At 71.8% G+C, this 26,822-nt stretch carries 22 protein-coding genes; 13 read left to right on the plus strand and 9 right to left on the minus strand.

Annotated elements, in window-relative coordinates; all coding sequences use genetic code 11:
- Positions 1–36 precede the first annotated feature (36 nt).
- The 3 genes from surE to ACFW9D_RS12170 all read right to left on the minus strand — a co-directional run bounded on the left by surE (position 37) and on the right by ACFW9D_RS12170 (position 4,303).
- A complete protein-coding gene (surE, locus tag ACFW9D_RS12160; RefSeq protein WP_384620799.1) occupies positions 37–1,140 on the minus strand; it encodes a 5'/3'-nucleotidase SurE in 1,104 nt (367 codons plus the stop codon).
- Positions 1,141–1,238: 98 nt separating this feature from the next.
- Complete coding sequence (locus ACFW9D_RS12165; protein WP_384620802.1) at positions 1,239–3,017, minus strand: glycoside hydrolase family 3 protein; 1,779 nt, start codon at positions 3,015–3,017, stop codon at positions 1,239–1,241.
- A gap of 32 nt (positions 3,018–3,049) precedes the next feature.
- Positions 3,050–4,303 (minus strand): MFS transporter, encoded by a 1,254-nt coding sequence (locus ACFW9D_RS12170; protein WP_384620805.1) that lies wholly within the window; start codon positions 4,301–4,303, stop codon positions 3,050–3,052.
- Between the two features lie 323 nt (positions 4,304–4,626).
- On the opposite strand from ACFW9D_RS12170, the gene ACFW9D_RS12175 reads away from it, so the two are divergent.
- Complete coding sequence (locus tag ACFW9D_RS12175) at positions 4,627–5,619, plus strand: LacI family DNA-binding transcriptional regulator (protein WP_384620808.1); 993 nt, start codon at positions 4,627–4,629, stop codon at positions 5,617–5,619.
- Between the two features lie 70 nt (positions 5,620–5,689).
- Positions 5,690–6,496, plus strand: a complete 807-nt coding sequence (locus ACFW9D_RS12180) for a phosphatase (RefSeq protein ID WP_384620812.1) — start codon at positions 5,690–5,692, stop codon at positions 6,494–6,496.
- A 19-nt stretch (positions 6,497–6,515) separates the two neighbouring features.
- Here ACFW9D_RS12180 and ACFW9D_RS12185 read toward each other — a convergent pair whose 3' ends face one another.
- From ACFW9D_RS12185 to ACFW9D_RS12210, 6 genes are all read right to left on the minus strand, one after another.
- Entirely contained in the window at positions 6,516–8,462 is a 1,947-nt protein-coding gene (locus tag ACFW9D_RS12185) for an FAD-dependent oxidoreductase (protein ID WP_384620815.1), read from the minus strand.
- A gap of 38 nt (positions 8,463–8,500) precedes the next feature.
- On the minus strand, positions 8,501–9,097 hold the full coding sequence (locus tag ACFW9D_RS12190) for a TetR/AcrR family transcriptional regulator (protein ID WP_384620818.1): 597 nt from the start codon (positions 9,095–9,097) through the stop codon (positions 8,501–8,503).
- A gap of 65 nt (positions 9,098–9,162) precedes the next feature.
- Positions 9,163–10,152, minus strand: coding sequence for a cation diffusion facilitator family transporter (locus ACFW9D_RS12195; protein WP_384620821.1), 990 nt, complete (start codon positions 10,150–10,152; stop codon positions 9,163–9,165).
- Positions 10,153–10,172: 20 nt separating this feature from the next.
- Positions 10,173–11,045, minus strand: coding sequence for an acyl-CoA thioesterase II (locus ACFW9D_RS12200; protein ID WP_188338798.1), 873 nt, complete (start codon positions 11,043–11,045; stop codon positions 10,173–10,175).
- A gap of 35 nt (positions 11,046–11,080) precedes the next feature.
- Positions 11,081–12,238, minus strand: coding sequence for an acyl-CoA dehydrogenase family protein (locus ACFW9D_RS12205; protein WP_188338797.1), 1,158 nt, complete (start codon positions 12,236–12,238; stop codon positions 11,081–11,083).
- A gap of 121 nt (positions 12,239–12,359) precedes the next feature.
- Positions 12,360–12,950 carry a TetR/AcrR family transcriptional regulator gene (locus ACFW9D_RS12210; RefSeq protein ID WP_188338796.1) on the minus strand — a complete coding sequence of 197 codons (591 nt, stop codon included), beginning with the start codon at positions 12,948–12,950 and terminating at the stop codon, positions 12,360–12,362.
- A 119-nt stretch (positions 12,951–13,069) separates the two neighbouring features.
- On the opposite strand from ACFW9D_RS12210, the gene ACFW9D_RS12215 reads away from it, so the two are divergent.
- The 11 genes from ACFW9D_RS12215 (at position 13,070) to ACFW9D_RS12265 (ending at position 26,691) form a co-directional block, all read left to right on the plus strand.
- A complete protein-coding gene (locus ACFW9D_RS12215; protein WP_188338795.1) occupies positions 13,070–14,692 on the plus strand; it encodes a carboxyl transferase domain-containing protein in 1,623 nt (540 codons plus the stop codon).
- A 77-nt stretch (positions 14,693–14,769) separates the two neighbouring features.
- Positions 14,770–16,695, plus strand: coding sequence for a biotin carboxylase N-terminal domain-containing protein (locus tag ACFW9D_RS12220; protein ID WP_384620878.1), 1,926 nt, complete (start codon positions 14,770–14,772; stop codon positions 16,693–16,695).
- The gene (locus tag ACFW9D_RS12225; protein ID WP_188341557.1) at positions 16,695–17,648 is read left to right on the plus strand and encodes a hydroxymethylglutaryl-CoA lyase; all 954 of its coding nucleotides are present in this window, start codon (positions 16,695–16,697) and stop codon (positions 17,646–17,648) included. The genes ACFW9D_RS12220 and ACFW9D_RS12225 overlap by 1 nt, the downstream gene beginning before the upstream one ends.
- A gap of 5 nt (positions 17,649–17,653) precedes the next feature.
- Positions 17,654–18,814, plus strand: a complete 1,161-nt coding sequence (locus ACFW9D_RS12230) for an acyl-CoA dehydrogenase family protein (protein WP_384620881.1) — start codon at positions 17,654–17,656, stop codon at positions 18,812–18,814.
- A gap of 159 nt (positions 18,815–18,973) precedes the next feature.
- Positions 18,974–19,462, plus strand: a complete 489-nt coding sequence (locus tag ACFW9D_RS12235) for an SUKH-3 domain-containing protein (RefSeq protein WP_384620828.1) — start codon at positions 18,974–18,976, stop codon at positions 19,460–19,462.
- Between the two features lie 125 nt (positions 19,463–19,587).
- Positions 19,588–20,631, plus strand: coding sequence for an ABC transporter substrate-binding protein (locus ACFW9D_RS12240; protein WP_188338794.1), 1,044 nt, complete (start codon positions 19,588–19,590; stop codon positions 20,629–20,631).
- Positions 20,632–20,635: 4 nt separating this feature from the next.
- Positions 20,636–21,505, plus strand: a complete 870-nt coding sequence (locus tag ACFW9D_RS12245; RefSeq protein ID WP_384620831.1) for a siderophore-interacting protein — start codon at positions 20,636–20,638, stop codon at positions 21,503–21,505.
- A gap of 138 nt (positions 21,506–21,643) precedes the next feature.
- Complete coding sequence (gene desA / locus ACFW9D_RS12250; RefSeq protein ID WP_384620834.1) at positions 21,644–23,086, plus strand: lysine decarboxylase DesA; 1,443 nt, start codon at positions 21,644–21,646, stop codon at positions 23,084–23,086.
- Entirely contained in the window at positions 23,070–24,353 is a 1,284-nt protein-coding gene (locus ACFW9D_RS12255) for a lysine N(6)-hydroxylase/L-ornithine N(5)-oxygenase family protein (RefSeq protein ID WP_384620837.1), read from the plus strand. The genes desA and ACFW9D_RS12255 overlap by 17 nt, the downstream gene beginning before the upstream one ends.
- Entirely contained in the window at positions 24,350–24,922 is a 573-nt protein-coding gene (locus tag ACFW9D_RS12260) for a GNAT family N-acetyltransferase (protein ID WP_223206124.1), read from the plus strand. Before ACFW9D_RS12255 ends, ACFW9D_RS12260 begins: the two co-directional genes overlap by 4 nt.
- The gene (locus tag ACFW9D_RS12265) at positions 24,919–26,691 is read left to right on the plus strand and encodes an IucA/IucC family protein (protein ID WP_384620840.1); all 1,773 of its coding nucleotides are present in this window, start codon (positions 24,919–24,921) and stop codon (positions 26,689–26,691) included. The genes ACFW9D_RS12260 and ACFW9D_RS12265 overlap by 4 nt, the downstream gene beginning before the upstream one ends.
- Positions 26,692–26,822: the final 131 nt, after the last annotated feature.

The raw sequence follows: 26,822 nt of genomic DNA on the forward strand, positions 1-26,822 counted from the left end.
GGGTCAGGGAGGGGGTCCGCGGACGGCCGGTCGGGGTCAGGAACGCGGAGCCTCGTGCTCGACGTACCGCTTCAGCCGGGCCAGATCGCGCTGCCCCGCGCCGCTGGTCCGCACGCCGTAGGTGCGGTCGGCGGTGACGGGGGCGACGGTGATGTGGCCGCGGGAGAGCAGTGCGGTGGAGTCGGCGTCCCTGACGGTCTCGGTGCAGTCGGCGGACGGTTCGTCGGCGCAGACGCCGAGGACGATGTCGTAGACGTCGCTTCCCGGCGTGCGGGCCTCGTAGGCGTGCCAGACGACCTTGCCGTGGCCGACGCTCGTCCACACCATGCGTCCGGCGCGCTGTCCGGCGCTGACGTCCGGATGGTCGACCTTGAGCGCGAACCGGTCGGTGAACAGGTCGCGTTCGCGCAGTCCGGCGATGAACCGGGCGGCGAAGCGGGCGTGGGCGCGGTAGTTGGCGACGGGGAACCGGCTCTGGCTCGCGTCGCCGGACGAGGAGAGGGCGATGGCGGGCACGCCCTCGTCGATGGCGGCGACCGCGGCGCCGACGGTTCCCGAGTCGTTGACCTGGGCGCTGACGTTGGGGCCCGAGTTGATGCCGGTGACGACCAGGTCGGGGCCGTCCTTCCAGCCGGCCTCGGCGGCGAGCCCGCCGCGCAGCGCGAACTTGACGGTGTCCGCCGGGGTGGCGCCGGGCGAGTCGGGTCCGCACGGGCCGGTGGCCAGGCACACGCCGAGAACGGGCGAGCCGGAGGGGGTGCCGGAGCAGTCGTTCTCGTATCCGGCGAGCGGCTCGGGGCGGCTGCTCAGGGAGAGCGTGCCGCCGTTGGTGACGGCCGTGCCCTTGCCGGACTGCACCTGCCAGGGCGCGATGGCGACGACGTCGGCGCCGGCCTCGCACAGGGACTTGCGGATCTCGTAGAGGCCCAGACCGTCCGAGTTGGTGGGCTTGAGGGCCCGCATGGAGTCGTCGTTGGTGAGCAGGACGCGCAGGCCGGCGAGCGGGCGGTCCGGCCGGCCGGAGCGCGGCGCGTCGTGCGGGTCGGGGGCGGTGGCGGAGGCGACCGCCCCCGTCCAGGCGAGGGCGGCGGTGACCGCGAGAACGAGGAGGGTGCGTCTGCGGCGCGGGGAGCGGGTCATGGCTGTGGTCCTCCGGGTGCGGCTCGGGCGGTGCGCGGGGAATCAGAGGGGGTACCGGGGGCGGCTCGCGGGGCTGGTGCTGTGCCGCCCCCGGTGGTTCAGAGGGAGAGTCCGGCTCCGTACGGGAAGACCGGGTCCTGGGTGGAGTTGGGTACGTCGCTGGGGGAGGCGGCGACGGCGGCCGTGGACCGGGGCAGCTCGTACGGCAGGCGGCCCTCGGGCGTGGCGTTGCCGAAGACGGCGTCGAGCAGGGCGGCGTCGCTCGCGCCGTAGTCGGCGACGAGGGCGGCGGCGCGCTCGGCGATCTCGGGCACGGCGGCGGGCCGTTCGAGGTGGAGCAGGACGACGGTCGGCACGGCGTCGAGAACGGCGAGGACGGGCTCGAGCTCCTCCTCGGTGAAGTCGAGCCGCCCGGTGTGGAACATCGACTCGAACTTGTTGTCGCGCTGCTCGTACGGGGTGTGCAGGCGCAGCAGGGCCAGGTCGGCGTCGGCCGGGGTGTCGGTGAGGTCGCCGTACGCCGCGGCGGCCTCCGCGTCCACGCCCTCCACGTACAGCTTGGGGCGCGGCCGGGTGACGGGCAGCGTGGCGTCGCGGTTGACCAGGACGGTGAGCGAGCGGCGCTGGGCGGCCTCACCCGCGGCGCGGAACTCGTCGGCGCCGACGATCTCCTCGGCCAGGTCGGGGTCGACGTAGGACTGGTCGAACAGGCCGAGGACGAACTTCTCGCGCAGCAGGCGGCGTACGGAGGCGTCGATGCGCTCCTCGCTGATCCGGCCGGAGCGGACGAGTTCGACGACGACCTCGGGGCATTCCTCACCGCCGAACTGGTCGGCGCCCGCGTCCAGGGCCTTCGCGGCGCGCTCGGCGAGCGTGAGGTGCTCGACGCCCCAGGCGCGGGCCGAGTGCATCTCGCCGAAGATCGGGGCGTCGGTGAGCAGGCCCCAGTCGGTGCAGACGATGCCGCCGAAGCCGAGGCTCTCCCGCAGCAGCCCGGTGATGACGCCCTTGTTGAAGCCGAAGCCGACCTCTTCCCAGTCCGTGCCGACGGGCTGCCCGTAGTACGGCATCATCTGCGAGGCGCCGGCGGCGATGGCGGCCTTGAACGGCTCCAGGTGGAGGTCCCGCAGACCGCCCGGGTAGACCTGCTCCTTGCCGTGCGGGAAGTGCGGGTCCTCGCCGTCCTTCTGCGGGCCGCCGCCGGGGAAGTGCTTGACCATGGTGGCCACGCTGTCCCGCCCGAGGGTCTCTCCCTGGAAGCCGAGGATGTACGCCTGCACCAGCTCGCCCGTGAGCGCGGCGTCGGATCCGAAGGTGCCCGACTGGCGCGACCAGCGGGGCTCGGTGGCCAGGTCGATCTGCGGGTGCAGGGCCACGCGAAGGCCGACGGCGAGGTACTCGCGGCGGGCGATGTCGGCGAAGCGGTGGACGAGTTCGGGATCGCGGACGGCGGCCAGACCGGTCGGCTCGGGCCAGGCGGAGAACGCGCCGGCGCTGAAGGAGGCGCCGATGTTGGTGGTGAAGGAGTGGCGCGGGTCGGTGGAGACGGTGACGGGGATGCCGAGCCGGGTGGCGGCGGCCAGTTCCTGCACGGCGTTGTGCCACTCGGCCATCTGGCGCGGCCCGGTGCCGCCCAGCAGGTTGAAGTGGCTCAGCAGCTTGGAGCCGATCAGGCCGCTGGTGTCGGTGGGGACCATGGCCGTCTCGTCGCCCGCCTCGACGGGGCGCCCGTCGTCGTGCAGGGGCAGCATGGTGTGGAACATCTGTCCGGCCTTCTCCTCCAGGGTCATCCGGGAGAGGAGGTCCTCGACGCGCTCGTCCGGGGACAGGGCGGGGTTCTGGTACGGGTGGCCGTCGTTGCGCGGTGCGGGGGTCATGGGAACTTCTCCAGTGGGGTGTACGGGCGGGCTCAGCGCACGCCGCGGATCGGGACGACGGACAGGGCCCCGATGACGGTGACCAGCGCGCCGGCCGCGAACAGGGCGTCGTAGCCGCCGAGCGAGCCGACGACGAGGGAGGCCAGAAACGGGCTGATGATCTGGGGCCCGGCGTTGGCGATGTTGAGGATGCCCATGTCGCGCGCCGCGTCGTCGGCGCTGGGCAGGACCAGGGTGACCAGGGCCGTGTCCACCGCCATGAAGCAGCCGAACGACAGTCCGGTGACGACCGCGAAGGCGAGCATGCCCGGCCAGGTGGGGCTGATCACCGGGATCATCGTGCCCAGCGCGGTGAAGACGCAGGAGACCGCGATGAACGGCTTGCGCCGCCCGATCCGGTCGGACAGCAGCCCGCCGACGACGGTCGCCAGCAGCATGCACACGGCGTTGACCGGGGACAGGACGGCCAGGGCCCCGGCGGGCTCCAGGTCCCCGGGCAGGCTGATGTCGTCCTGGAGGATGTACAGCTGGAAGAGCGTCACCATGAAGTAGCCGAGCATCATCAGGAACCGCCCGATGAAGGCCCAGCGGAAGTCGCCCGCCTTCAGCGCGGCGCCGAAGGCCGCGAGCTGGCGGACCAGCGGCACGGGCTCCACGGCGGGCAGGCGCTGCTCGCGCACCACCGCGGTGAACACCACGGCGACCAGGCCGATCACCGCGCCGAGGGCGAGGTAGCCGGTGCGGATGTCGTCGGGCACGAAGGCGGCGGCGAGCGTGACGCCGACGATCACTCCGAGCGGGGTGCCGATGCCGACCATGGCGGAGGCCAGTCCCCGGCGCTCGACCGGTACGCGGTCGGGGACGACCGCGGTGATCGCGGCCTGGTAGACGTTCATCATCGCCTGCACCAGGCACCAGCCGATGGTGACCAGGAGCAGGGTGCGCATCGCGCCGAGCAGGGCGAGCGCGCCCAGGGCGGCGAGCCCGCCGCCCAGGATCCAGGGGTTGCGCCGCCGGGAGCGGTCCGACAGCAGCCCCGCCAGCGGGTTGAAGAGGGTGGCGAAGACCGCCGAGACGCCGGAGACGAGGCCGAGGTTGGCGACCTTGTCCGCCGGGTCGAGCAGTTCCACCTGCACGGGCAGCAGCACTTGGCCGACACCCATGTAGACCATGTACATCGCGGTGTTCCCGACGGCCAGCATGGCCAGCAGCCGGACGAGCACACCGCCGCCGGGGCGGTCGGCCGGTGTGTCCGGTGCCGGAATCCGGGTCGCGGTTCTACTCATGACGGTCTCCTTGAAGCACGGCGGAGCCCCGGGACGGGGAGGGGACGGGAGGGGGCTTGGCTGGGGGGAACCAAGGGGCACTACAGCGAGGGGGAGGTCGGCGACCTCGATAGTTACACGTGTTACCGCCGACTGACTCCTGTGTAACACCTGAACGGCCTCCTGCCTAGGTGTCGGAGAGAATCCACTGATCGGAGCGATGTTGCTCGTGTAACCAGCCAAGGGCCCGCGACCTGTCTGTTCGCGGGCGGACGGGCGGCCCTTCGTCACCGTGTGTGACGCGTGTAACCTGGGACGGAGGGCAATCGGAGGCAAGGAGACGGATGGCTGCGAACTCGGTCACGAGCGCGGACGTGGCCCGGCTCGCGGGGGTGTCACGCGCCACCGTGTCGTTCGTGCTGAACAACACCCAGACGCACCGGGTCAGCGAGGCGACCCGCACCCGGGTGCGGGAGGCGGCACAGCAACTGGGCTACGTCCCGCACGCCGCCGCCCGGACCCTGCGCGCGGGGCACAGCAATCTGGTGCTGATCCCCGCCTCGGTGTCGGCGGTCGGCCACCTGGCCAGCGCCTGGCTCGACGCGCTGCACAGCGCGCTGGACGAGCGGGGCTACACGGCCGTCCTGCACGCGGGGCGGTACACGGACGCCTCGGCGGGCGCACGGGCCTGGGCCGAGCTGCGGCCGGCGGCGGTCCTCGCGATGGACGACGACTGCCTCACGGCGGAGGCGGGGCGGATCCTGCGCCGGGCGGGCGTGGCCACGGTGCTGGCCCTGTCGGCGCGCCCCGTGGAGGGCGTGTACGCGCTACCGCTGGACCACGCCCGCGTCGGGGAGCTGGCCGCCGAGCACCTGCTCGCGCGGGGCCGCCGGCGCATCGGGGTGGTCATGCCGCGCGAGCGCGGCCTCGACACGTTCGCCCGACCGCGGCTGGAGGGCGCCCGCGCCGTCGCCGCGCGCAGCACCGCGACCGTGACCGAACTGCCCATGTCGTACACGCGCGAGTCGGCCGCCGAACTGGCCGCGGCCTGGGGCGACCTGGGGCTCGACGCCGTGTTCGCCTACAACGACGAGTACGCGGCGCTCCTGCTGCACGCGCTTCAGGGCGCCGGGCTCACCGTCCCCGGCGACGTCGCCGTCGTCGGCGCCGACGACCTGGTGAGCGCGACCCTCCAGAACCCGCCGCTCACCACCGTCCGGCTTCCCTTCGTCCCGCCGGCCCTGGTCGCGGAGATCATCGACGCGCAGATCAACGGCAGGGACGTCCCCGAGGCCCCGCCCGCCGAGGCTGTCCTGATCCCCCGCGCCTCCTCCTGACTCCGGGGCGCGCGGGGCCACTGTGTGGAATTGATCAACGGCTCACAGCGACCACCGGCACAATGGACCCATGCCGATACCCGGGATCCCCAGCGATACACCCAGCCGTGCCGCCCTGACCGCCCACCTCGTCCGGACCCGCATCGCCGGCGACGTGGCCACGCCACGGGAGAACAACCTCTCCCACTACCGCAAGCTGGCGAACGGCGACCGCCACTTCTGGCTGGGACTGGAGCTGGGCGACCGCTGGAGCGACGAGCAGGACGTCCTCGCGGTGATGGCGGAGCGCTGTGGCGTCGTGGACGACCCGGAGCACCGCTACGGCCAGGACACGATCGACCCGGAGCTGACGGTCGACGCGCTGGAGCGCATGGCGGCCCGCCTGCACAAGGCGGCGGAGGACCGCCAGCGTGTGCTGTTCGCGACGGGCCACCCCGGCGGCCTGCTCGACGTGCACCGCGCGACGGCCGCGGCCCTGCGCGCGGCGGGCTGCGAGATCATGGTGATCCCCGAGGGCCTGGCCACGGAGGAGGGCATGGTCTTCCAGTTCGCGGACGTCGCGGTGCTGGAGCGCGGCGCGACGCTGTGGCACACCCACTCCCCCGACCCGATGACCCGCATCCTGGACGGCCTGGAGCACGAGGGCCGCCCGCTGCCCGACCTGGTCGTGGCCGACCACGGCTGGGCGGGCTGCGCGGCCCAGCGCGGCCTGGACTCGGTGGGCTACGCGGACTGCAACGACCCGGCGCTGTTCGTCGGCGAGGCCGAGGGCACGATGCAGGTGACGGTCCCGCTGGACGACCACGTCACGAGCCCGCGCCACTACGACCCGATGACGGCGTACCTGCTCGGCGCGGCGGGCCTGCTGGACGACTGACCCGGACCCCGGGCCGGGGTCACAGCGCCGCGCCCACGGTGAGCCCGTCGAGGACCGCCTCCTCGACGGTGCGCGGCGCGACCCGGTCCCCGACGGCGACGACGTGCTCCCCTTCGGGGGCGAACTCGTCGACCGGCTCGTGTCCCTGGGCGAGCACGACCCCGGCGACGCCTTCGAGCAGCACGGGTTCCTCCGTGAGCGTGTGCTGGAGGTAGACGGTGTCGCTGTCGGCTCCGTAGAGGCGCACGTTGGGGACGATGTCGATGCGGGCCCGCGCGGCGCGCGCGAGCAGGGCGGAGCGTACGTACTGCTGGAGGTGCTCCCCGGCGGCGAAGCCGGTGACGCACAGGGTCACCTTCCGTCCCTGGCCCGCGAGTTGGAGGGCGACGCCGAGTCCGATCCAGTCGCCGCGCCAGTCCGCGACGACGATCCGCCCGCGCGGCACGGCCGCCCCCTGGATCACCTGCCAGGCGTCCAGCACCACGGGATCGTCGAGCAGTTCGAGGTGCGGCCGGCGCGGCCGGGCCCCGGTGGCGAGGACGACGGCGTCGGGCGCGAGCGCGTCGAGGACGGCGGCGTCGACCGGCGCGTCGACCGTGATCCGTACGCCGGCCCGCCGTGCCTCCCCCTCCAGATTGGTGACGGCGCCGCCGAACTCGGCCCGTTCGGGAAGGAGTTGTGCGAGCAGCACTTGCCCGCCGACCCGTCGCGCGGCCTCGTGCAGTTCCACGTCGTGTCCGCGTGCGGCGGCGACGGCGGCGGCCTTGAGGCCGCCGGGTCCGCCGCCGACGACGAGGACCCGCTTGCGCCGGGTGAGCAACGGCAGGGTGCCGAAGCGGAGTTCGCGGCCGGTCTCGGGGTGCTGGATGCAGGAGATCGGGTAGCCGAGCTGGAAGTGCCCGATGCAGGCCTGGTTGCAGCCGATGCAGGCGCGGATCTCCTCGGCGCGGCCCTGTTCGGCCTTGGCGGGGAGTTCGGGGTCGCAGATGAGGGCGCGGGTCATGGCGCAGGCGTCGGCCTGACCGGCGGCGACGATCTGCTCGGCCTCCTGAGGCTGGTTGACCCGCCCGGCGACCATCACGGGCACCCCGGTGACGGCCTTCACCTTCGCGGCGAGCGGCGCCACGTACCCGGCCTCGTGGAACATGGGCGGCGCGATGTGCTGGGCGCCGGAGAGGCTGGCCGAACTGCCCGCGCACACGGACACGTAGTCGACGAGCCCTTCGGCGTCGAGCGCGGCGACGGTCTCCAGGACGAGTGCGGTGTCGAGCCCGTCGTGGCTCAGTTCGTCCCCCGATATGCGCAGGCCGACGACAAAGTCCGGGCCGGCCGCCGCCCGCGCCCGGCGCAGCGCCTCGCGCAGGAACCGCAGCCGGCCCGCGCCGTCACCGCCCCAGCCGTCGGTGCGTACGTTCACCTTCGGGTTGAGGAACTGGGCCGGGAGGTAGCCGTGGCTGGCGACGACCTCGGCCCCGTCGAGCCCGGCCGCGCACAGCCGCCGGGCCGCCTGCCCGTACCCGTCGAGGACCTCCTCGATCTCGGCCTCGGTCATGGCGCGCGGCATGACGTGGAAGCGTTCGCTGGGTGTCGCCGAGGGCGCCCACGCGACGGGCGCGCTGCCGTCGGCGGACTCCAGGATCTCGCGCCCGGGGTGGAAGAGCTGGCCGAAGATCCGGGTGCCGTGCCGGTGCACGGTCTCGGCGAGCCGGGCGTAGCCGGGGACGCAGTCGTCGTCCGTGGCCATGAGGACATGGGTGGTGTAGCGGGCGGAGGGGTGCACTCCGGAGACCTGGAGGACGATGAGTCCGGCGCCGCCCGCGGCCCGTGCCTCGTGGTAGGCGACCAGCGCGTCGGTGACGGCCCCGTCCTCGACGAGCACGGTGTCGTGCCCCGAGGACAGGATGCGGTTGCGTACGGTCACCGGACCGATCCGCAGTGGACTGAACAGGTGCGGGAACTCTGCCATGACGGCCCCTCCCGGGAGCGGATCGGTGCGGGAACAGGTCAGCCGGAGACGCCGAGGACGGCGCGCGCGGTGCCGACGAGCAGTTCGGCGTACTGCTCGGCGGTGAGCCCGGAGCCCGCGGCGACGGCCATGTCGAGCCCGTCGACGAGGACCACGAGCGAGCCGATGGCGGTGGCCTCGGGCACGGGCGGGCGGAACTCGCCGTCGCGCACGCCGTCCCGGACGATCCCGGAGATCAGCGCCCGCCATTCGTCGTGCACCCGGCGCACGCCCTCGCGCAGTTCCTCGCGGCGCGCGGCGCTGGCGCAGAACTCGGTCCAGGTGGCGCAGCGCCGGGTCAGTCCGGGGTCGGTGGTGAGGGCCTGGACGAGGAGCTCGAAGCGCCGCCATGCGGTCGGGGCGTCGACGGACGCGGCCCGCCAGCGGTCGACGAGCTCGTCGATGGACCAGGCGAAGGCCTCGCGGAACAGGGCGTCCCGGGTCTCGAAGTAATGCTGGAGCGAGCCGATGGACAGCCCGGCGACGGTGGCCACGTCCCGTAGCCGCCCGGCGTCGAAGCCCCGCTCGGCGAGGACCTCGGCGGCCGCCCGCAGAATCCGCTCACGCCGTTCGTCCGTGCCCGCACCCATGACCATGGCGGGAATAATAAAGCATTATTGTGACCCGCGACACAGGTCCACCCGGTCGATCTCAGCCGGGATCACCAGGGATTGAGTCCCTCGGAGCGGCGCTGGGCGAATCCCGGCGTCGGGTCGAGGTACACGCGCCGCACGGACGGGAACCGCTCGCGCAGCCGCCGGGCCGCGTCCTCGCAGGCCCACTCGATCTGGGCGGCGGTGGACGCGTCCCGGAAGTCGACCTTCGCGGCGACGAGGGCCTCGCGGGGCCCCTGGACCAGCGTGGTCAGTTCGAGGACGGCCTCGACGTGCTCGACGCCGAGCAGCAGTTCACGGATCTCGGCGCGGACCTGCTGGGGCAGCGGCCGCCCGACGAGCAGCTCCGCGTTGGACCGCCCGAGCACCCAGGCCACCCACAGCAGCAGCCCGCCGATGCACAGCGAGGCGATGCCGTCCCACACGCCCGAACCGGTGAGCTGCCCTCCCAGCAGGCCGCCCGCCGCGAACAGCAGACCGGCGAGCGCCGCGCTGTCCTCCAGGACGACGGCCTTCACGGCGGTGTCGGGCGTGCGCCGCAGATACCGGCGCAGCGGCGCCCCGGTCCGGGCCGCCTCGCCGCGCGCCTGCCGCAGCGCGGTCCGCAGCGAGAAGCCCTCCAGGACGAAGGCGACGGCGAGGACGAGGTAGGAGACGAGGGGGTCGCCGAGGTCCTCGCCCGCGACCAGGGTGTGGATGCCGTCGTAGAGGGAGAAGACGGCGCCGCCGACGAAGGTGGCGACGGCGGCGAGCAACGCCCACACATAGCGCTCCCCGCCGTAGCCGAGCGGGTGCTCCTCGTCGGCGGGCTTCTCGCTGCGCTTGAGCGAGGTGAGCAGGAGGAGCTCGGTGACGGTGTCGGCGAAGGAGTGCGCGGCCTCGGAGAGCATCGCGCTCGATCCGCTGATGACACCGGCCACGGCCTTGGCGAGGGCGATGCCCAGATTGGCGGCCGCGGCGACGATCACGGTGAAGACGCTCTCGCCGCCGGCCGGCTCCTCGGTGGTGCTCGCTTGCTCCGCCCGTACGTCGCTCATGTACGGGACGGTATGTCCGTTCAGCGCGGGACGCGAACGACGCCCTCCTGGATCACGGTGATCGCGAGGTGCCCGTCCTGGGTGTAGATCCGGGCCTGGCCGAGGCCGCGCCCGCCGGACGCGGAGGGCGACTCCTGGTCGTAGAGGAGCCACTCGTCGGCGCGGAACGGCCGGTGGAACCACATGGCGTGGTCGAGCGAGGCGCCGACGACGTCCCCGACGGCCCAGCCGCCGCGCCCGTGCGCGAGGAGCACGGAGTCGAGCAGCGTCATGTCGGACACGTACGTGGCGAGGCAGACGTGGAGCAGCGGGTCGTCGGCGAGTTTGCCGCCGGCCTTGAACCAGACCTGGGAGCGCGGCGGCTGCGGCTTGCCGACGAAGGCGAACGGCGGCGCGTCGACGTAGCGCAGGTCGACGGCCTCGCGGGCCTCCAGCATCCGGGCGACCACGTCGGGCGAGAGCACGGAGTCCGCGTAGCGCGGGAGCAGCTCGGCGGCCGTGGGCAGCGACTCGGGGTCCGGCGCGGGCGGCATCGGCGCCTGGTGGTCGAGCCCTTCCTCGTACGTCTGGAAGGACGCGGAGAGGTGGAAGATCGGCCGGCCGTGCTGGACGGCGACGACGCGGCGCGTGGTGAAGGAGCGGCCGTCGCGGATCCGGTCGACCGTGTAGACGATCGGGGCGCCCGGGTCCCCCGCCACGAGGAAGTACGCGTGCAGGGAGTGGGCGAGCCGGTCGGCCGGGACGGTGCGCCCGGCGGCGACCAGCGCCTGGGCCGCCACCTGTCCGCCGAAGACACGCGGGACGACGGCGGACCGGGACTGGCCGCGGAACATGTCCTCCTCGATCTGCTCGAGGTCGAGCAGATCGAGGAGGTCCTTGAGTGCCTGATGCATGTGATCAGTTGTATCGGGCAGCTGTGTGCGGCCGGTTACAGACCCATGTTCTTCGCGATGATCATCTTCATGACCTCGCTGGTGCCGCCGTAGATGCGGTTCACACGGTTGTCCGCGTACAGGCGGGCGATCGGGTACTCGTTCATGAACCCGTAGCCGCCGTGCAGCTGGAGGCAGCGGTCGATGACGCGGTGGGCGACCTCGGTGCAGAACAGCTTCGCGGACGCGGCCTCGGCGGCGGTCAGCTCGCCGGCGTCGAGGGCCTCCAGGGCGCGGTCGGCGACGGCCTGCGCGGCGTCCACCTCGGCCTGGCAGGCGGCCAGCTCGAACTTCGTGTTCTGGAACGTGGCGACCGGCTTGCCGAAGACGGTGCGCTCCTGCACGTACTGCTTGGCGAAGTTCACGGCGGCCTGGGCCTGCGCGTACGCGCCGTAGGCGATGCCCCAGCGCTCGGAGGCGAGGTTCGTGCCGAGGTAGCCGAAGCCCTTGTTCTCCTCGCCCAGGAGGTCCTCGGCGGGGACCTTCACGTCGACGAAGGCCAGCTCGGCGGTGTCGGAGGTGCGCAGGCCGAGCTTGTCGAGCTTGCGGCCGATCGAGTAGCCCTCGGACTTGGTGTCGACGGCGAAGAGAGAGATGCCGAAGCGGCGGTCCTCGGCGGTCGGCGCGGCGGTGCGGGCGCAGACGATGACGCGGTCGGCGTGGACGCCGCCGGTGATGAAGGTCTTGGCGCCGTTGAGGACGTAGTGCGTGCCGTCCTCGGAGAGCTTGGCGGTGGTCTTCATGCCCGCGACGTCGGAGCCGGTGCCCGGCTCGGTCATCGCGAGGGCCCACATCTCCTCGCCGGAGACGAAGTTCGGCAGGTAGCGCTTCTTCTGCTCGTCGGTGGCGAGCATCTTGATGTACGGCAGGGCGAGCAGCACGTGCACGCCGGAGCCGCCGAAGGAGACGCCCGCGCGGGCGGTCTCCTCGTACTGGATGGCCTCGAACTTGTGGGTGTCCATGCCCGCGCCGTCGTACTCCTCCGGCACGTTGATCCCGAACAGGCCGAGCTCAGCCATCTTGCCGTAGAGCTCGCGCGGGACGATGCCGTCCTGGAACCACTCGTCGTAGTGCGGGACGACCTCGGCCTCGATGAAGGCGCGCAGGGTCTCCCGGAACGCCTCGTGGTCCTCATTGAAAACGGTACGGCGCACGGGAACTCCCTCTACGGCCTCAGACGGCCCTCATACGACGACTAAGCGCTTGCTCAGAGAACGTTACCGGCCAGTCACCGGACCGTCCAGAGATGCGCGTCACTCTGCGGCGCACCTCACCTCACTGTGCGGCAGCGGCGAACGCTCCGCGCGCCAGCTTGTGCAGCATGGCCGCCGTCGCGTCACGCCCGGGCAGCGAACCCGGGCGGCTCAGATGCGGCGTCGAGTTCAGCAGCCCGAAGACCGCGTGCACCGCCACGCGCGCGTGAGGCTCGGCGAGCTCCGGGTAGACCTTGCGCACCGCCTCCACCCACAGCTCCACGTACTGGCGCTGGAGCTGGCGCACCAGCTTGCGGTCGGTGTCGCGCAGCCGGTCGAGCTCACGGTCGTGCAGCGTGATCAGGTCGCGGTCGTCGAGCGCGAAGTCGATGTGCCCCTCGATCAGCGAGTCGAGCAGCGCGTCGGGTCCCTGGCCCGCCTCGGCGACCCGGTGCTTGCCGCCGGTGAGCAGCTGCCCGCTGATGCCGACGAGCAGCTCGGCGAGCATCGCGTCCTTGCCCGCGAAGTGCCGGTACAGGCCGGGTCCGCTGATGCCGACGGCGGCGCCTATCTCATCGACCCCCACGCCGTGGAAACCCCGCTCGGCGAAGAGCCGCGCGGCCTCCTTGAGGATCTGCTCGCGCCGCGTGGGGGCGTCGGTTCTGGTGGCCATGGAAGTAATTCTAGACAGGGAGGTTAGCGAGCGTTAACCTGGAGGAAACAGGTTAACGCTCATTAACTTTCGCAGGACTGGCCCAGAGTTTGCTCAGGACTTGGTGAGGGGACCGCAGGATGCACGAGGCACCGGAGCTGACGAGCGCGGCGGACCCCGCGTCGGAGGCGTGGCGGGCCAACGAGGCGGCGCACCGGGCGCTCGGCGAGGAGCTGCGCGCCAAGCTCGCCGCGGCCCGGCTCGGCGGCGGCGAGAAGGCCCGGGCGCGGCACACCGCGCGCGGCAAACTGCTGCCGCGCGACCGGGTGGACACGCTGCTCGACCCGGGCTCCCCGTTCCTGGAGCTGGCCCCGCTGGCGGCCGACGGGATGTACGGGGACCAGGCGCCGGCGGCGGGTGTGATCGCCGGCATCGGCCGGGTCAGCGGCCGCGAGTGCGTGATCGTCGCCAATGACGCGACCGTCAAGGGCGGCACGTACTACCCGATGACGGTGAAGAAGCACCTGCGCGCCCAGGAGGTCGCGCTGGAGAACAGGCTGCCGTGCGTCTATCTGGTGGACTCCGGCGGCGCCTTCCTGCCGATGCAGGACGAGGTCTTCCCCGACCGCGAGCACTTCGGCCGGATCTTCTACAACCAGGCGCGGATGTCCGGCGCGGGCATCCCGCAGATCGCGGCGGTCCTCGGCTCGTGCACGGCCGGCGGAGCGTACGTCCCGGCGATGAGCGACGAGGCCGTCATCGTGCGGAATCAGGGCACGATCTTCCTCGGCGGCCCGCCGCTGGTGAAGGCGGCCACCGGTGAGGTCGTCACCGCGGAGGAGCTGGGCGGCGGCGAGGTCCACTCCCGCGTCTCCGGCGTCACGGACCACCTCGCGGAGGACGACGCGCACGCGCTGCGCATCGTGCGCACGATCGTCTCCACGCTCCCCGAGCGCGGCCCGCTCCCCTGGTCGGCCGAGGCCGCGATCGAGCCGAAGGTCGACCCGGCGGGCCTGTACGGGGCGGTGCCGGTCGACTCGCGCACCCCGTACGACGTCCGCGAGGTCATCGCGCGCGTGGTGGACGGCTCGCGGTTCCACGAGTTCAAGTCCGAGTACGGGCAGACGCTGGTCACCGGCTTCGCCCGGATCCACGGCCACCCGGTCGGCATCGTGGCGAACAACGGCATCCTGTTCTCCGAGTCCGCCCAGAAGGGCGCCCACTTCATCGAGCTGTGCGACCAGCGCGGCATTCCGCTGGTGTTCCTGCAGAACATCTCGGGCTTCATGGTCGGCCGGGACTACGAGGCGGGCGGCATCGCCAAGCACGGCGCCAAGATGGTCACCGCCGTGGCCTGCACGCGCGTGCCGAAGCTGACCGTCGTGATCGGCGGCTCGTACGGCGCGGGCAACTACTCGATGTGCGGCCGGGCCTACAGCCCCCGCTTCCTGTGGATGTGGCCCGGCGCCAAGATCTCCGTCATGGGCGGCGAGCAGGCCGCGTCCGTCCTCGCGACCGTCAAGCGGGACCAGTTGGAGGCGCGCGGCGAGGAGTGGCCCGCCGAGGACGAGGACGCCTTCAAGGCCCCGATCCGCGCCCAGTACGAGACCCAGGGCAGCGCGTACTACGCGACGGCGCGGCTCTGGGACGACGGCGTGATCGACCCGATGGAGACCCGCCAGGTCCTCGGCCTGGCCCTGACCGCGTGCGCCAACGCACCGCTGCCGGAGAAGTCCCCCGGCTTCGGTGTCTTCCGGATGTGACGGCGATGAAGACCCCGACGATCCCGTCGACCACGTCGACCACGACGACGAACAGTGGTGTGGAGAGGCGAACGATGATGTTCGAGACCGTGCTGGTGGCCAACCGCGGCGAGATCGCCGTCCGTGTCATCCGTACGCTGCGGGCGCTCGGCGTCCGCTCGGTGGCCGTGTACAGCGACGCGGACGCCGACGCGCGGCACGTGCGCGAGGCCGACGAGGCCGTCCGGATCGGCCCGCCGCCGGCCTCCGAGAGCTATCTGTCGGCCGAGCGCATCGTCGAGGCGGCGCGCGCCACGGGCGCCCAGGCGGTGCACCCGGGCTACGGCTTCCTGGCGGAGAACGCGGCGTTCGCGCGGGCCTGCGAGGAGGCGGGCCTGGCCTTCATCGGCCCGTCCGCCGACGCGATCGCGCTGATGGGCGACAAGATCCGCGCGAAGGAGACGGTGCAGGCCGCGGGTGTCCCGGTGGTCCCGGGCGGCCGCGATCCCGAACTCGCGGACGCGGCCCGCGAGCTGGGCGCCCCCGTGCTGCTCAAGCCGTCGGCCGGCGGTGGCGGCAAGGGCATGCGCCTGGTGCGGGACCTGACGGTCCTGGAGGACGAGATCGCGGCGGCGCGGCGCGAGGCACGGGCCTCGTTCGGCGACGACACACTGCTCGTCGAGCGGTGGATCGACCGCCCCCGGCACATCGAGATCCAGGTCCTCGCGGACGCGCACGGCAATGTGGTGCACCTGGGCGAGCGCGAGTGCTCGCTGCAGCGCCGCCACCAGAAGGTCATCGAGGAGGCGCCCAGCGTCCTGCTCGACGAGAAGACCCGCGCGGCGATGGGCGCGGCGGCCGTCGAGGCGGCCCGCTCGTGCGGCTACCGGGGCGCGGGCACGGTCGAGTTCATCGTCCCCGGCGAAGACCCGTCCGCGTACTACTTCATGGAGATGAACACCCGCCTCCAGGTGGAGCACCCGGTGACCGAGCTGGTCACGGGCCTGGACCTGGTGGAATGGCAGCTGCGCGTCGCCGCGGGCGAGCCGCTCGGCTTCACGCAGGACGACATCACCCTGACCGGCCACGCGGTCGAGGCGCGCCTGTGCGCCGAGGACCCCGCCCGCGGCTTCCTCCCCTCCGGCGGCACGGTCCTCGCGCTGAGCGAGCCCGAGGGCGACGGGGTGCGCACGGACTCCGGGCTCAGCGAGGGCACGGAGGTCAGTTCCCTCTACGACCCGATGCTGGCGAAGGTCATCGCGTACGGCCCCGACCGGGACACGGCGCTGCGCCGGCTGCGGGCGGCGCTGGCCCGCACGGTGACACTGGGCGTGCCGACGAACGCGGGCTTCCTGCGCCGGCTGCTGGCCCATCCGGCGGTCGTCGCGGGCGAGTTGGACACGGGTCTCGTGGAGCGCGAGGTCGACGGCCTGGTCTCGGCGGACGTCCCCGCGGGCGTCTACGCGGCGGCGGGCGCCCTGCGCCAGGAGCGCCTGGCGCCGGCCGGCGGCGACGGCTGGGCCGACCCGTTCGGGCGGCCCGACGGCTGGCGGCTCGGCGGCGACCCGGCGTGGACGGTGCACCACCTGCGGGCCGCCGGGCACGACCCGGTCGAGGTCCGCGTCCGCACCACGGCCTCCGGCACCGAGATCCTGGTCGACGGCGAGCCGACGGCCCCGGTGCGGCCCACGGCGGTGGCCGCCGACTGGCTGGCCCTCGACGGCGACGCCTGGCACGTCCAGGACCACGACCCGGTCGCGGCGAGCCTGACGGGTGCCGGGGCGGGCGGCGCGGGTTCCCTGACGGCTCCGATGCCCGGCACGGTGACGGTCGTCAAGGTGGCCGTCGGCGACGAGGTCGCGGCCGGTCAGAGCCTGCTGGTGGTCGAGGCGATGAAGATGGAGCACGTGATCGCGGCCCCGCACGCGGGCGTCGTCACGGAGCTGGACGTGCGCCCCGGCACGACGGTGGCGATGGACCAGATCCTGGCGGTCGTCCAGGAACGCGCAGAGGAGGCGGCGTGATGGACGCCCTGCCGATGACGATCCCGGCCCCCGGCCTGCCCGCGCGGGTCCGCATCCACGAGGTGGGCGCGCGGGACGGGCTCCAGAACGAGAAGACGACCGTCCCCACCGAGGTCAAGGCCGAGTTCGTCCACCGCCTCGCGGACGCCGGACTGACCACAATCGAGGCTACGAGCTTCGTCCACCCCAAGTGGGTTCCCCAACTCGCGGACGCCGAGACCCTGTTCCCGCGGCTCCAGGGCCTCGCGGACGTCCACCTCCCGGTCCTCGTCCCGAACGAGCGGGGCCTGGACCGCGCCCTGTCGCTCGGCGCGGACCGGATCGCCGTGTTCGCCAGCGCGACGGAGTCCTTCGCGAAGGCCAATCTGAACCGGACGGTGGCCGAGTCCCTCGCCATGTTCGAGCCGGTCGTGACCCGCGCGAAGGAGGCGCGGGCCCACGTCCGCGGCTACCTCTCCATGTGCTTCGGCGATCCCTGGGAGGGCGCGGTCCCCGTCCACCAGGTGGTCCGAGTGGCCAAGTCCCTCATGGACATGGGCTGCGACGAGCTCAGCCTGGGCGACACGATCGGCGTGGCCACCCCCGGCCACGTCCAGGCGCTGCTCTCCGCGCTCAACGAGGAGGGCGTGGCGACGAACGTGATCGGGGTGCACTTCCACGACACGTACGGCCAGGCCCTCTCCAACACGCTCGCGGCGCTCCAGCACGGCGTCACCACCGTCGACGCGTCCGCGGGCGGCCTCGGCGGCTGCCCGTACGCGAAGAGCGCCACCGGCAATCTCGCCACCGAAGACCTCGTCTGGATGCTGAACGGCCTCGGCATCGAGACCGGGGTCGACCTCGGCCGTCTCAGCGCCACGAGCGCGTGGATGGCCGGCCACCTGGGCCGACCCAGCCCGTCCCGCACCGTTCGCGCCCTCGTACCCGAGGCCCAGTCCCCGCAGGAGCAGTGAGCCAGATGGACCACCACCTCTCCCCCGAGCACGAGGAACTCCGGCGCACCGTCGAAGAGTTCGCCCACGACGTGGTCGCGCCGAAGATCGGCGACTTCTACGAGCGCCACGAGTTCCCGTACGAGATCGTGCGCGAGATGGGGCGCATGGGCCTGTTCGGGCTGCCGTTCCCCGAGGAGTACGGCGGCATGGGCGGCGACTACCTGGCGCTCGGCATCGCCCTGGAGGAGCTGGCCCGGGTCGACTCGTCCGTGGCGATCACCCTGGAGGCGGGCGTCTCGCTCGGCGCGATGCCGCTGCACCTGTTCGGCACCGAGGAGCAGAAGCGGGAGTGGCTGCCGCGGCTGTGCTCCGGCGAGATCCTCGGCGCGTTCGGGCTGACCGAGCCGGAAGCCGGGTCCGACGCGGGCGGCACGCGCACGACGGCCGTCCTGGACGAGACCACGGGCGACTGGGTCGTCAACGGCACGAAGTGCTTCATCACCAACTCCGGTACGGACATCACCGGTCTGGTGACGGTCACCGCGGTCACAGGGCGCACGGCGGACGGCAAGCCGCAGATCTCCTCGATCATCGTCCCGTCCGGCACACCGGGCTTCACGGTCGCGGCCCCGTACTCGAAGGTCGGCTGGAACGCGTCGGACACCCGCGAACTCCACTTCGACGACGTCCGCGTCCCGGCGGCGAACCTGCTGGGCACGGAGGGGCGCGGCTTCGCGCAGTTCCTGCGGATCCTCGACGAGGGGCGCATCGCGATCGCCGCGCTCGCGACGGGGCTCGCCCAGGGCTGCGTCGACGAGTCCGTGAAGTACGCCAAGGAGCGCAAGGCGTTCGGGCGGGCCATCGGCGGGTACCAGGCGATCCAGTTCAAGATCGCCGACATGGAGATGAAGGCGCACACCGCGCGGCTCGGCTGGCGGGACGCGGCGTCGCGGCTCGTCGCCGGGGAGCCGTTCAAGAAGGAGGCGGCGATGGCGAAGCTGTACTCCTCCACGGTCGCGGTGGACAACGCGCGCGAGGCCACCCAGATCCACGGCGGCTACGGCTTCATGAACGAGTACCCGGTGGCCCGCATGTGGCGGGACTCCAAGATCCTGGAGATCGGCGAGGGCACGAGCGAGGTGCAGCGCATGCTGATCGCCCGCGAACTCGGCCTCCCGTCCTGACCCCCGCCCCCAGGCCCCCTCGCCCCGCCTTCGGTGCCGAGGGGGCTTCGGCATGCCGGCGGGCGGCGTGCCGGTGCCGCGTGGCCGCTCACGCCCCGCGACGGCGTCGCGGATCGGAACGAGTTGGCCGGCGAGCGCCCGCTGGACGACCCTTACGGGATGAGCTCCTTGCCCCTGCTGCAGTCCCCCGAGGCGGTCGATGACTGGCTGACGCGCGCCGGCTGGCATCCGGGCCGCCGGTGCGACGATCTCGCCGCCGCAGCGGTGGCGAGCACGATCGAGGAGTTCGGCCTCGACGGCGGCGGGGTGCTGGAAGTGAACGAGCCCGCCCTGCGGTTCGTCCGCGAGCACATCGGACTGGAGACCCGGCTGGGGGCCAACCCCCGGCACATCGTCTACTTCTCGCCGCTCCTCACCTACAAAGGGGCGTCGGAGGACATTCAGGAACTCGCGGACGCCCTGGGCAAGAAGGTCTTCCCGGTGGCGTACGACCGGGACGACGGCGCGATGTTCCTCGTCGACGAGACGGGCCGCTTCTTCTATCAGCACTGGAGCGGCGAGTACTTCCTCGGGTACGACAAGCACGCGGCTTTCGTCGCCTACTCGGGACACCCGATCCCCTTCGCGGACGAGCACTACACCTGGTGAAGACCGCGGCCGGCGGGGCCCCGTCCTCCCCCGCCCCCTGGACATGCCGAGAACTTAGGTTAACCTTCCCTTAGTTCCGCGACCCCGCCCGGCCGTAGATCCGGCATGTCCGAAAGCAGCCCGTGATGACCGAAGTCCGTCTGTCCCGCCCCACCCGCCGCGGCATCCTCGCCGTCGGCGGTGCCCTCGGCCTCGGTGCCGCGCTCGCCGCGTGCGGTGACGAGAAAGGCTCGGCGGGCGGTGGCTCGAGCGCCGGGAAGAAGGGCTCCGGGCCGTGGTCGTTCAAGGACGACCGCGGCACGACCGTGAAGCTCGACAAGATCCCGGCGAACATCGTCGCGTTCACCGGCGTCGGCGCCGCCCTGTACGACTACGGCATCCAGGTCAAGGGCGTGTTCGGCCCGACCACGGTCAAGGGCGGCAAGCCCGACGTGCAGGCCGGCGACATGGACGTCTCCAAGGTGACGGTCATCGGCAACGAGTGGGGCCAGTTCAACATCGAGAAGTACGCGAGCCTCGCTCCCGACGTGCTGATCACCACCATGTTCGACGCCGCCGGCACCCTCTGGTACGTCCCGGAGGAGTCCGCGAAGAAGATCGCCAAGCTCGCCCCGAGCGCCGGCATCTCCGTGTTCGACCGCAAGCTGGACCAGCCGCTGCAGCGCATGTACGCGCTGGCCGAGTCGCTCGGCGCCGACCTGAAGGCCGAGAAGGTCGTCGCGGCGAAGAAGCGTTTCGAGGACGCCGCCGCCCGCCTGCGCAAGGCCGCGAAGGCCCACCCCGACATCAAGGTCCTGGCCGGCTCGGCGAGCGCCGACATCTTCTACGTGTCCGGCACGGACCTCTCCATCGACCTGGAGTACTTCAAGTCCCTCGGCGTGAACTTCGTGGAGCCCACGGAGGCCGCGAAGAAGGCGTCCGGCGGCTGGTTCGAGAACCTGAGCTGGGAGAACGTCGACAAGCACAAGGCCGACATCATCATGATGGACGACCGCGCCCAGGCCATCCAGCCCGACGCCATCGAAGAGGCGACCTGGAAGAAGCTGCCCGCGGTCAAGGCCGGCCAGGTCATCCCCCGCTCCCCCGAGCCGATCCTGTCCTACGACAAGTGCGCCCCGCTCCTGGAGAACCTCGCGAAGGCCATCGAGACGGCGAAGAAGGTGTCCTGATCCCATGACCGCGACGGCCGAGACGCCCACCGTGACCCCGTTCCGATTCTTCGATCTGGAGGTGACACGGACCCGGCGGCTCGGCCCGTCGCTGCTCCGGGTCACCTTCACCGGCCCCGAGCTCGACGCCTTCCACGGCGGCGGCCGGGACCAGTCCCTGTCCCTCTTCCTGCCGCACCCGGGCCAAGGCGCCCCCGTGCTGCCGGTCCCCGAACCGGGTGACGACGGCCGCGCCTGGCACGCCGCGTTCCGCGCGCTGCCCGACGACGTACGGGCCGTCATGCGCTCGTACACGCTGAGCGGTCAGCGCCGCGAGCCGGAGCAGGAGGTCGACATCGACTTCGTGCTGCACGGCGGGGATCCCGCCACGATCGGCCCCGCCTGCGCCTGGGCCGAGGCCGCGCGCCCCGGCGACCGGGTCGTCGTGCTCGGTCCTGCGGTCGCCGACAACACCGCCGTGCGCTGCCGCCCGCACGAGGACTTCGACCACATCGTCATGTGGGGCGACGAGACCGCCGTACCGGCCGCGCTCGGCGTCCTCGCCTGGCTGCCCGCCTCGGTCACCGCCCACGTATGGCTGGAGGTCCCGCACCGCGGCGATGTCCAGCCCGTCACGACGGCCGCCGACGCGCACGTGACCTGGCTCGTGCGCGACGAGGACTCCCCCACGGCCCTCGACGCCGTCCGCGCGGCCGAACTCCCCGAAGCGGCACGCCCGTACGCCTGGCTGGCCGGCGAGTCCGGGACCATGCGGGAGCTGCGCCGCCATCTCGTGCGCGAGCGCGGCTACGACAAGCGGGCGGTGACGTTCGTCGGGTACTGGAAGCGCGGGCTGAGCGAGGACGCCCTGCGCGAGCAACCGGCCGACACGTAGGGCTGATCGCGCCAAAAGGAGAGGGCGGGGTCGCACACTCAACTTAGGTTAGGCTAACCTAAGTACGAGTGAGCGGCCCCGCCCTCTTCGCCGCCCTCGCTCCACCTCCCACTCCTTCCCCACCCGGAGGAACCGTCCATGCGCTCGCACCTGCTCAATGACACGACCGCGGAGCTGTACCGCAGCTCCGTGACCGAGGGAGTCGAGCGGGTGGCGGCCCAACTCGCCACCACCACCCGGCCGTTCACCGGCGTCACGCCCGACGCCCTCGCCCCGGCCATCGACGCCGTCGACCTCGACGCCCCGCTCCACGACACCATCGCGGTGCTCGACGAGCTCCAGGACGTCTACCTGCGCGACGCCGTCTACTTCCACCACCCCCGCTACCTCGCCCACCTCAACTGCCCGGTCGTCATCCCGGCCGTGCTCGGCGAGGCGATCCTGTCGGCCGTCAACTCCTCCCTGGACACCTGGGACCAGTCGGCCGGCGGCACCCTGATCGAGCGCAAACTCGTCGACTGGACCGCCGCCCGGATCGGCCTCGGCCCCACCGCCGACGGCGTGTTCACCTCCGGCGGCTCGCAGTCCAACCTCCAGGCGCTGCTCATGGCCCGCCAGGAGGCCAAGACGGACTCCCTGGACCGGCTGCGCGTCTTCGCCTCCGAGGCCGCCCACTTCAGCGTCCAGAAGTCCGCGTCGCTGCTGGGCCTGCCCCCGCAGGCCGTCGTCCCGATCCCGGTCGACCGCACCAAGCGGATGCAGACCCTCGCGCTCGCCGCCGAGCTGGAGCGCTGCCGCAAGGACGGGCTCGTCCCCATGGCCGTCGTCGCGACCGCCGGCACCACCGACTTCGGCTCCATCGACCCGCTGCCCGAGATCGCCGAACTGTGCGACCGGTACGGCACCTGGATGCACGTCGACGCCGCCTACGGCTGCGGACTGCTCGTGTCGACGAAGCACCGCGACCGGCTCGACGGCATCGAGCGCGCCGACTCCGTCACCGTCGACTACCACAAGTCCTTCTTCCAGCCGGTGAGTTCGAGCGCCGTCCTGGTCCGCGACCGGGCCACCCTGCGGCACGCGACCTACCACGCGGAGTACCTCAACCCGCGCCGCACCGTCGCCGAGCGCATCCCCAACCAGGTCGACAAGTCCCTGCAGACCACCCGCCGCTTCGACGCCCTCAAACTGTGGATGACCCTGCGCGTGATGGGCGCCGACGGCATCGGCAGCCTCTTCGACGAGGTCTGCGACCTGGCCCGGCGCGGCTGGGAGCTGCTCGCCGCCGACCCGCGCTTCGACGTGGTCGTCGAGCCCCAGCTGTCCACGCTCGTCTACCGCTACGTCCCGGCCGCCGTCACCGACCCGGCCGAGATCGACCGCGCCAACCTCTACGCCCGCAAGGCCCTGTTCGCCTCTGGCGACGCCGTCGTCGCGGGCACCAAGGTGGGCGACCGCCAGTACCTGAAGTTCACCCTGCTCAACCCCGAGACGACCCTCGACGACCTGACGGCCGTCCTCGACCTCATCGCCGGCCACGCCGAGCAGTACCTGGGAGACACCCTTGACCGCGCTTCCTGAACCCCATGACCGTCTCGACTTCATCGGGATCGGGCTCGGCCCCTTCAACCTCGGCCTCGCCTGCCTGACCGAGCCGATAGCCGAGCTGAACGGGGTCTTCCTGGAGTCCAAGCCGGACTTCGAGTGGCACTCGGGCATGTTCCTCGACGGGGCCCACCTGCAGACCCCGTTCATGTCGGACCTGGTCACCCTCGCCGACCCGACCTCCCCCTACTCCTTCCTCAACTACCTGAAGGAATCGGGGCGGTTGTACTCCTTCTACATCCGCGAGAACTTCTACCCGCTGCGCGTCGAGTACAACGACTACTGCCGCTGGGCCGCCGCGAAACTACGCTCCGTCCGCTTCTCGACGACCGTCACCGAGGTCACGTACGACGAGGGCGACGGCCTCTACGCGGTCCGCACGGAGGGCGGCGACACGTACCGCGCCCCGCGCCTGGTCCTCGGCACCGGCACCCCGCCGCACATCCCCGAGGCCGCCCGGGACCTCGGCGGCGACGGCGTCATCCACAACTCCCGCTACATGCAGCACAAGAGCGAGCTCCAGAAGAAGGACTCGATCACGCTGGTCGGCAGCGGGCAGTCCGCGGCCGAGATCTACTACGACCTGCTCAGCGAGATCGACGTCCACGGCTACCGGCTGAACTGGGTCACCCGATCGCCGCGCTTCTTCCCGCTCGAGTACACCAAGCTCACGCTGGAGATGACGTCCCCGGACTACATCGACTACTTCCACGCGCTGCCCGAGCAGAAGCGGTACTCCCTGGAGGAGCGGCAGAAGGGCCTGTTCAAGGGCATCGACGGCGAGCTGATCGACGCCATCTTCGACCTGCTCTACCAGAAGGGCCTCGACGGGCCCGTGCCGACGCGGCTCCTCACCAACTCCGCGCTCACCGGCGCCCGGCACGAGAACGGCACGTACACCCTCGACCTGCACCAGGAGGAGCAGGACAAGGACTTCGAGCTGCGCACCGAGGGCCTGATCCTCGCCACCGGCTACAAGTACGAGACGCCGGCCTTCCTCGCCCCCGTCGAGGACCGCATCCGGCGCGACGGGCGCGGCCGCTTCGACGTCGCCCGCAACTACTCGATCGACACCACCGGGCGCGGCATCTTCCTGCAGAACGCGGGCGTGCACACCCACTCGATCACCAGCCCCGACCTGGGCATGGGCGCCTACCGCAACAGCTACATCATCGGCGAGCTGCTCGGCACCGAGTACTACCCCGTCGAGAAGACCATCGCCTTCCAGGAGTTCGCCGTATGAGCACGAGCAGCATGAGCACCACGGCCACCGTCGGCGCGCTGACCCTGCGCCCGCTCGACCCGCGCAGCGACAGCGAGCTGCTGCACCGCTGGGTCACCGACCCGAAGGCCGCGTTCTGGATGATGCAGGACGCGAAACTGCAGGACGTCGAGCGCGAGTACATGGCGATCGCGGCGGCCGAGCACCACGACGCGTTTCTCGGCCTGCACGACGGGGAGCCCGCGTTCCTCATGGAGCGCTACGACCCGGCGCACGTCGAGCTCGTCGGCCTGTACGAGCCGCTGCCGGGCGACGTCGGCATGCATTTCCTGACCGCGCCCTCCGAGATACGGATACCGGGCTTCACCCGCGCCGTGATCACCGCGGTCATGGCCCACCTGTTCGAGGACCCGGCCGCCCGGCGCGTCGTCGTCGAGCCCGATGTCCGCAACACGGCGGTGCACGCCCTGAACGAGGCCGTCGGTTTCGTGCCGGAGCGCGAGATCGACAAGCCGGAGAAGAAGGCGCTGCTCAGCTTCTGCACGCGCGAGCAGTTCGAGCGGGCCACCGGAAGGAGCACCCGCGCATGACGATCGCCGACACCGTCGCGCACCTGTCCCCCGAGCGCTGGGCCGAGGCCAACCGCCTCCTGGTCCGCAAGGCGCTCGCCGAGTTCAGCCACGAGCGTCTGCTGACCCCCGAGCCGCTGGAAGCCGGCCGGTTCTGCGTGCGCTCCGACGACGGCGCCACCGAGTACCGGTTCGCGGCGCGCCGGCTGCGCCTGGAGCACTGGCAGGTGGCCGCCGACAGCATCACCCGTCACCGCCACGGCGCCGAACTGCCCCTGGACGCCCTGCAGTTCTTCACCGAGTTCAAGGACGCGCTCGGCCTGTCCGACGCGATCCTGCCGGTCTACCTGGAGGAGATCTCCTCCACCCTGTCCGGCACCTGCTTCAAACTGACGCAGCCGGACGTGTCCGCGCGCGAGCTGGCCGCGTCCGGCTCGTTCCAGGACATCGAGACGGGCATGACCGAGGGCCACCCGTGCTTCGTCGCGAACAACGGGCGGCTCGGCTTCGGCATCCACGAGTACCTCTCGTACGCGCCGGAGGCGGCGAGCCCCGTACGGCTCGTGTGGCTGGCCGCGATCCGCGAGCGGGCGGCGTTCACGGCGGGCGCCGGCATCGACCACGAGGAGTTCCTCCGCGCCGAGCTGGGCGAGGAGACGCTCGCCCGCTTCGACGCGACGCTGCGCGGAAAGGGCCTCGACCCCGCCGACTACCTGCTGATGCCGGTGCACCCGTGGCAGTGGTGGAACAAGCTGTCCGTCACCTTCGCCGCCGAGGTCGCCCAGCAGCGCCTGGTGTGCCTGGGCGAGGGCGACGACGAGTACCTCGCGCAGCAGTCGATCCGTACGTTCTTCAACACGACGTCCCCCGAGAAGCACTATGTGAAGACGGCGCTCTCGGTGATCAACATGGGCTTCATGCGCGGCCTGTCGGCTGCTTACATGGAGGCGACCCCGGCGATCAACGACTGGCTGGCGCAGCTGATCGACAACGACGAGGTCCTCAAGGACACGGGTCTGACGATCATCCGCGAGCGGGCGGCCGTCGGCTACCGGCACCTGGAGTACGAGGGCGCCACCGACCGCTACTCGCCGTACCGCAAGATGCTGGCCGCGCTGTGGCGCGAGTCCCCCGTGGACTCGCTCGGCGAGGGCGAGCGGCTCGCCACGATGGCGTCGCTGCTGCACACGGACCGGGCGGGCCGCTCGTTCGCGGGCGCCCTGATCGAGGGCTCGGGCCTGACACCGCGGGAGTGGCTGAAGCCGTACCTGAAGGCGTACCTGACCCCGCTGCTGCACAGCTTCTACGCCTACGACCTGGTGTTCATGCCGCACGGCGAGAACACGATCCTGGTCCTGGACGAGCGGGGCGTGGTCGTGCGGGCGATCTTCAAGGACATCGCCGAGGAGATCGCGGTGATGGACCCGGACGCGGTGCTGCCGCCGGCGGTGGAGCGGGTCCGGGCCGAGATCCCGGACGACATGAAACTGCTGTCGATCTTCACGGACGTCTTCGACTGCTTCTTCCGCTTCCTCGCGGCGAACCTGGTCACGGACGGCGTCCTGGACGAGGACACGTTCTGGGCGGCGGTCGCCGACTGTGTGCGCGAGTACCAGGAGTCGACGCCCCATGTGTCCGAGAAGTTCACCCGGTTCGACATGTTCGCGCCGACGTTCGCGCTGTCCTGCCTGAACCGGCTCCAACTGCGGAACAACCAGCAGATGGTGGATCTGGCGGACCCGTCGGGCGCGCTCCAGCTGGTCGGCGATCTGGCGAACCCGATCGCCTGACCCTCGGCCGGCCGGCCTCATGGACGAGGGGGGAGGGGGTAGGGCCGCCCGCGCCCCGTTAGGGTGCCCGCCCGCCTGGTTGTGTGAGCGCCGGGGCCCCCGGGCCAGGGGGGCGGTGTGTGTTACCCTTC

It is taken from the genome of Streptomyces sp. NPDC059524 (assembly GCF_042749255.1).
GTDB lineage: Bacteria > Actinomycetota > Actinomycetes > Streptomycetales > Streptomycetaceae > Streptomyces > Streptomyces xanthii.

What these genes read in the sequence shown, in the direction of transcription:
- desA (WP_384620834.1), top strand. Translation starts at nt 21,644, where the DNA reads ATGCGCTCGCACCTGCTCAATGACACGACCGCGGAGCTGTACCGCAGC.
- ACFW9D_RS12210 (WP_188338796.1), bottom strand. Translation starts at nt 12,950, where the DNA reads ATGGCCACCAGAACCGACGCCCCCACGCGGCGCGAGCAGATCCTCAAG.
- ACFW9D_RS12165 (WP_384620802.1), bottom strand. Translation starts at nt 3,017, where the DNA reads ATGACCCCCGCACCGCGCAACGACGGCCACCCGTACCAGAACCCCGCC.
- ACFW9D_RS12240 (WP_188338794.1), top strand. Translation starts at nt 19,588, where the DNA reads ATGACCGAAGTCCGTCTGTCCCGCCCCACCCGCCGCGGCATCCTCGCC.
- ACFW9D_RS12220 (WP_384620878.1), top strand. Translation starts at nt 14,770, where the DNA reads ATGTTCGAGACCGTGCTGGTGGCCAACCGCGGCGAGATCGCCGTCCGT.
- ACFW9D_RS12235 (WP_384620828.1), top strand. Translation starts at nt 18,974, where the DNA reads ATGAGCTCCTTGCCCCTGCTGCAGTCCCCCGAGGCGGTCGATGACTGG.
- ACFW9D_RS12260 (WP_223206124.1), top strand. Translation starts at nt 24,350, where the DNA reads ATGAGCACGAGCAGCATGAGCACCACGGCCACCGTCGGCGCGCTGACC.
- surE (WP_384620799.1), bottom strand. Translation starts at nt 1,140, where the DNA reads ATGACCCGCTCCCCGCGCCGCAGACGCACCCTCCTCGTTCTCGCGGTC.
- ACFW9D_RS12245 (WP_384620831.1), top strand. Translation starts at nt 20,636, where the DNA reads ATGACCGCGACGGCCGAGACGCCCACCGTGACCCCGTTCCGATTCTTC.
- ACFW9D_RS12185 (WP_384620815.1), bottom strand. Translation starts at nt 8,462, where the DNA reads ATGGCAGAGTTCCCGCACCTGTTCAGTCCACTGCGGATCGGTCCGGTG.
- ACFW9D_RS12225 (WP_188341557.1), top strand. Translation starts at nt 16,695, where the DNA reads ATGGACGCCCTGCCGATGACGATCCCGGCCCCCGGCCTGCCCGCGCGG.
- ACFW9D_RS12170 (WP_384620805.1), bottom strand. Translation starts at nt 4,303, where the DNA reads ATGAGTAGAACCGCGACCCGGATTCCGGCACCGGACACACCGGCCGAC.
- ACFW9D_RS12195 (WP_384620821.1), bottom strand. Translation starts at nt 10,152, where the DNA reads ATGAGCGACGTACGGGCGGAGCAAGCGAGCACCACCGAGGAGCCGGCC.
- ACFW9D_RS12180 (WP_384620812.1), top strand. Translation starts at nt 5,690, where the DNA reads ATGCCGATACCCGGGATCCCCAGCGATACACCCAGCCGTGCCGCCCTG.
- ACFW9D_RS12200 (WP_188338798.1), bottom strand. Translation starts at nt 11,045, where the DNA reads ATGCATCAGGCACTCAAGGACCTCCTCGATCTGCTCGACCTCGAGCAG.
- ACFW9D_RS12215 (WP_188338795.1), top strand. Translation starts at nt 13,070, where the DNA reads ATGCACGAGGCACCGGAGCTGACGAGCGCGGCGGACCCCGCGTCGGAG.
- ACFW9D_RS12190 (WP_384620818.1), bottom strand. Translation starts at nt 9,097, where the DNA reads ATGGTCATGGGTGCGGGCACGGACGAACGGCGTGAGCGGATTCTGCGG.
- ACFW9D_RS12175 (WP_384620808.1), top strand. Translation starts at nt 4,627, where the DNA reads ATGGCTGCGAACTCGGTCACGAGCGCGGACGTGGCCCGGCTCGCGGGG.
- ACFW9D_RS12230 (WP_384620881.1), top strand. Translation starts at nt 17,654, where the DNA reads ATGGACCACCACCTCTCCCCCGAGCACGAGGAACTCCGGCGCACCGTC.
- ACFW9D_RS12265 (WP_384620840.1), top strand. Translation starts at nt 24,919, where the DNA reads ATGACGATCGCCGACACCGTCGCGCACCTGTCCCCCGAGCGCTGGGCC.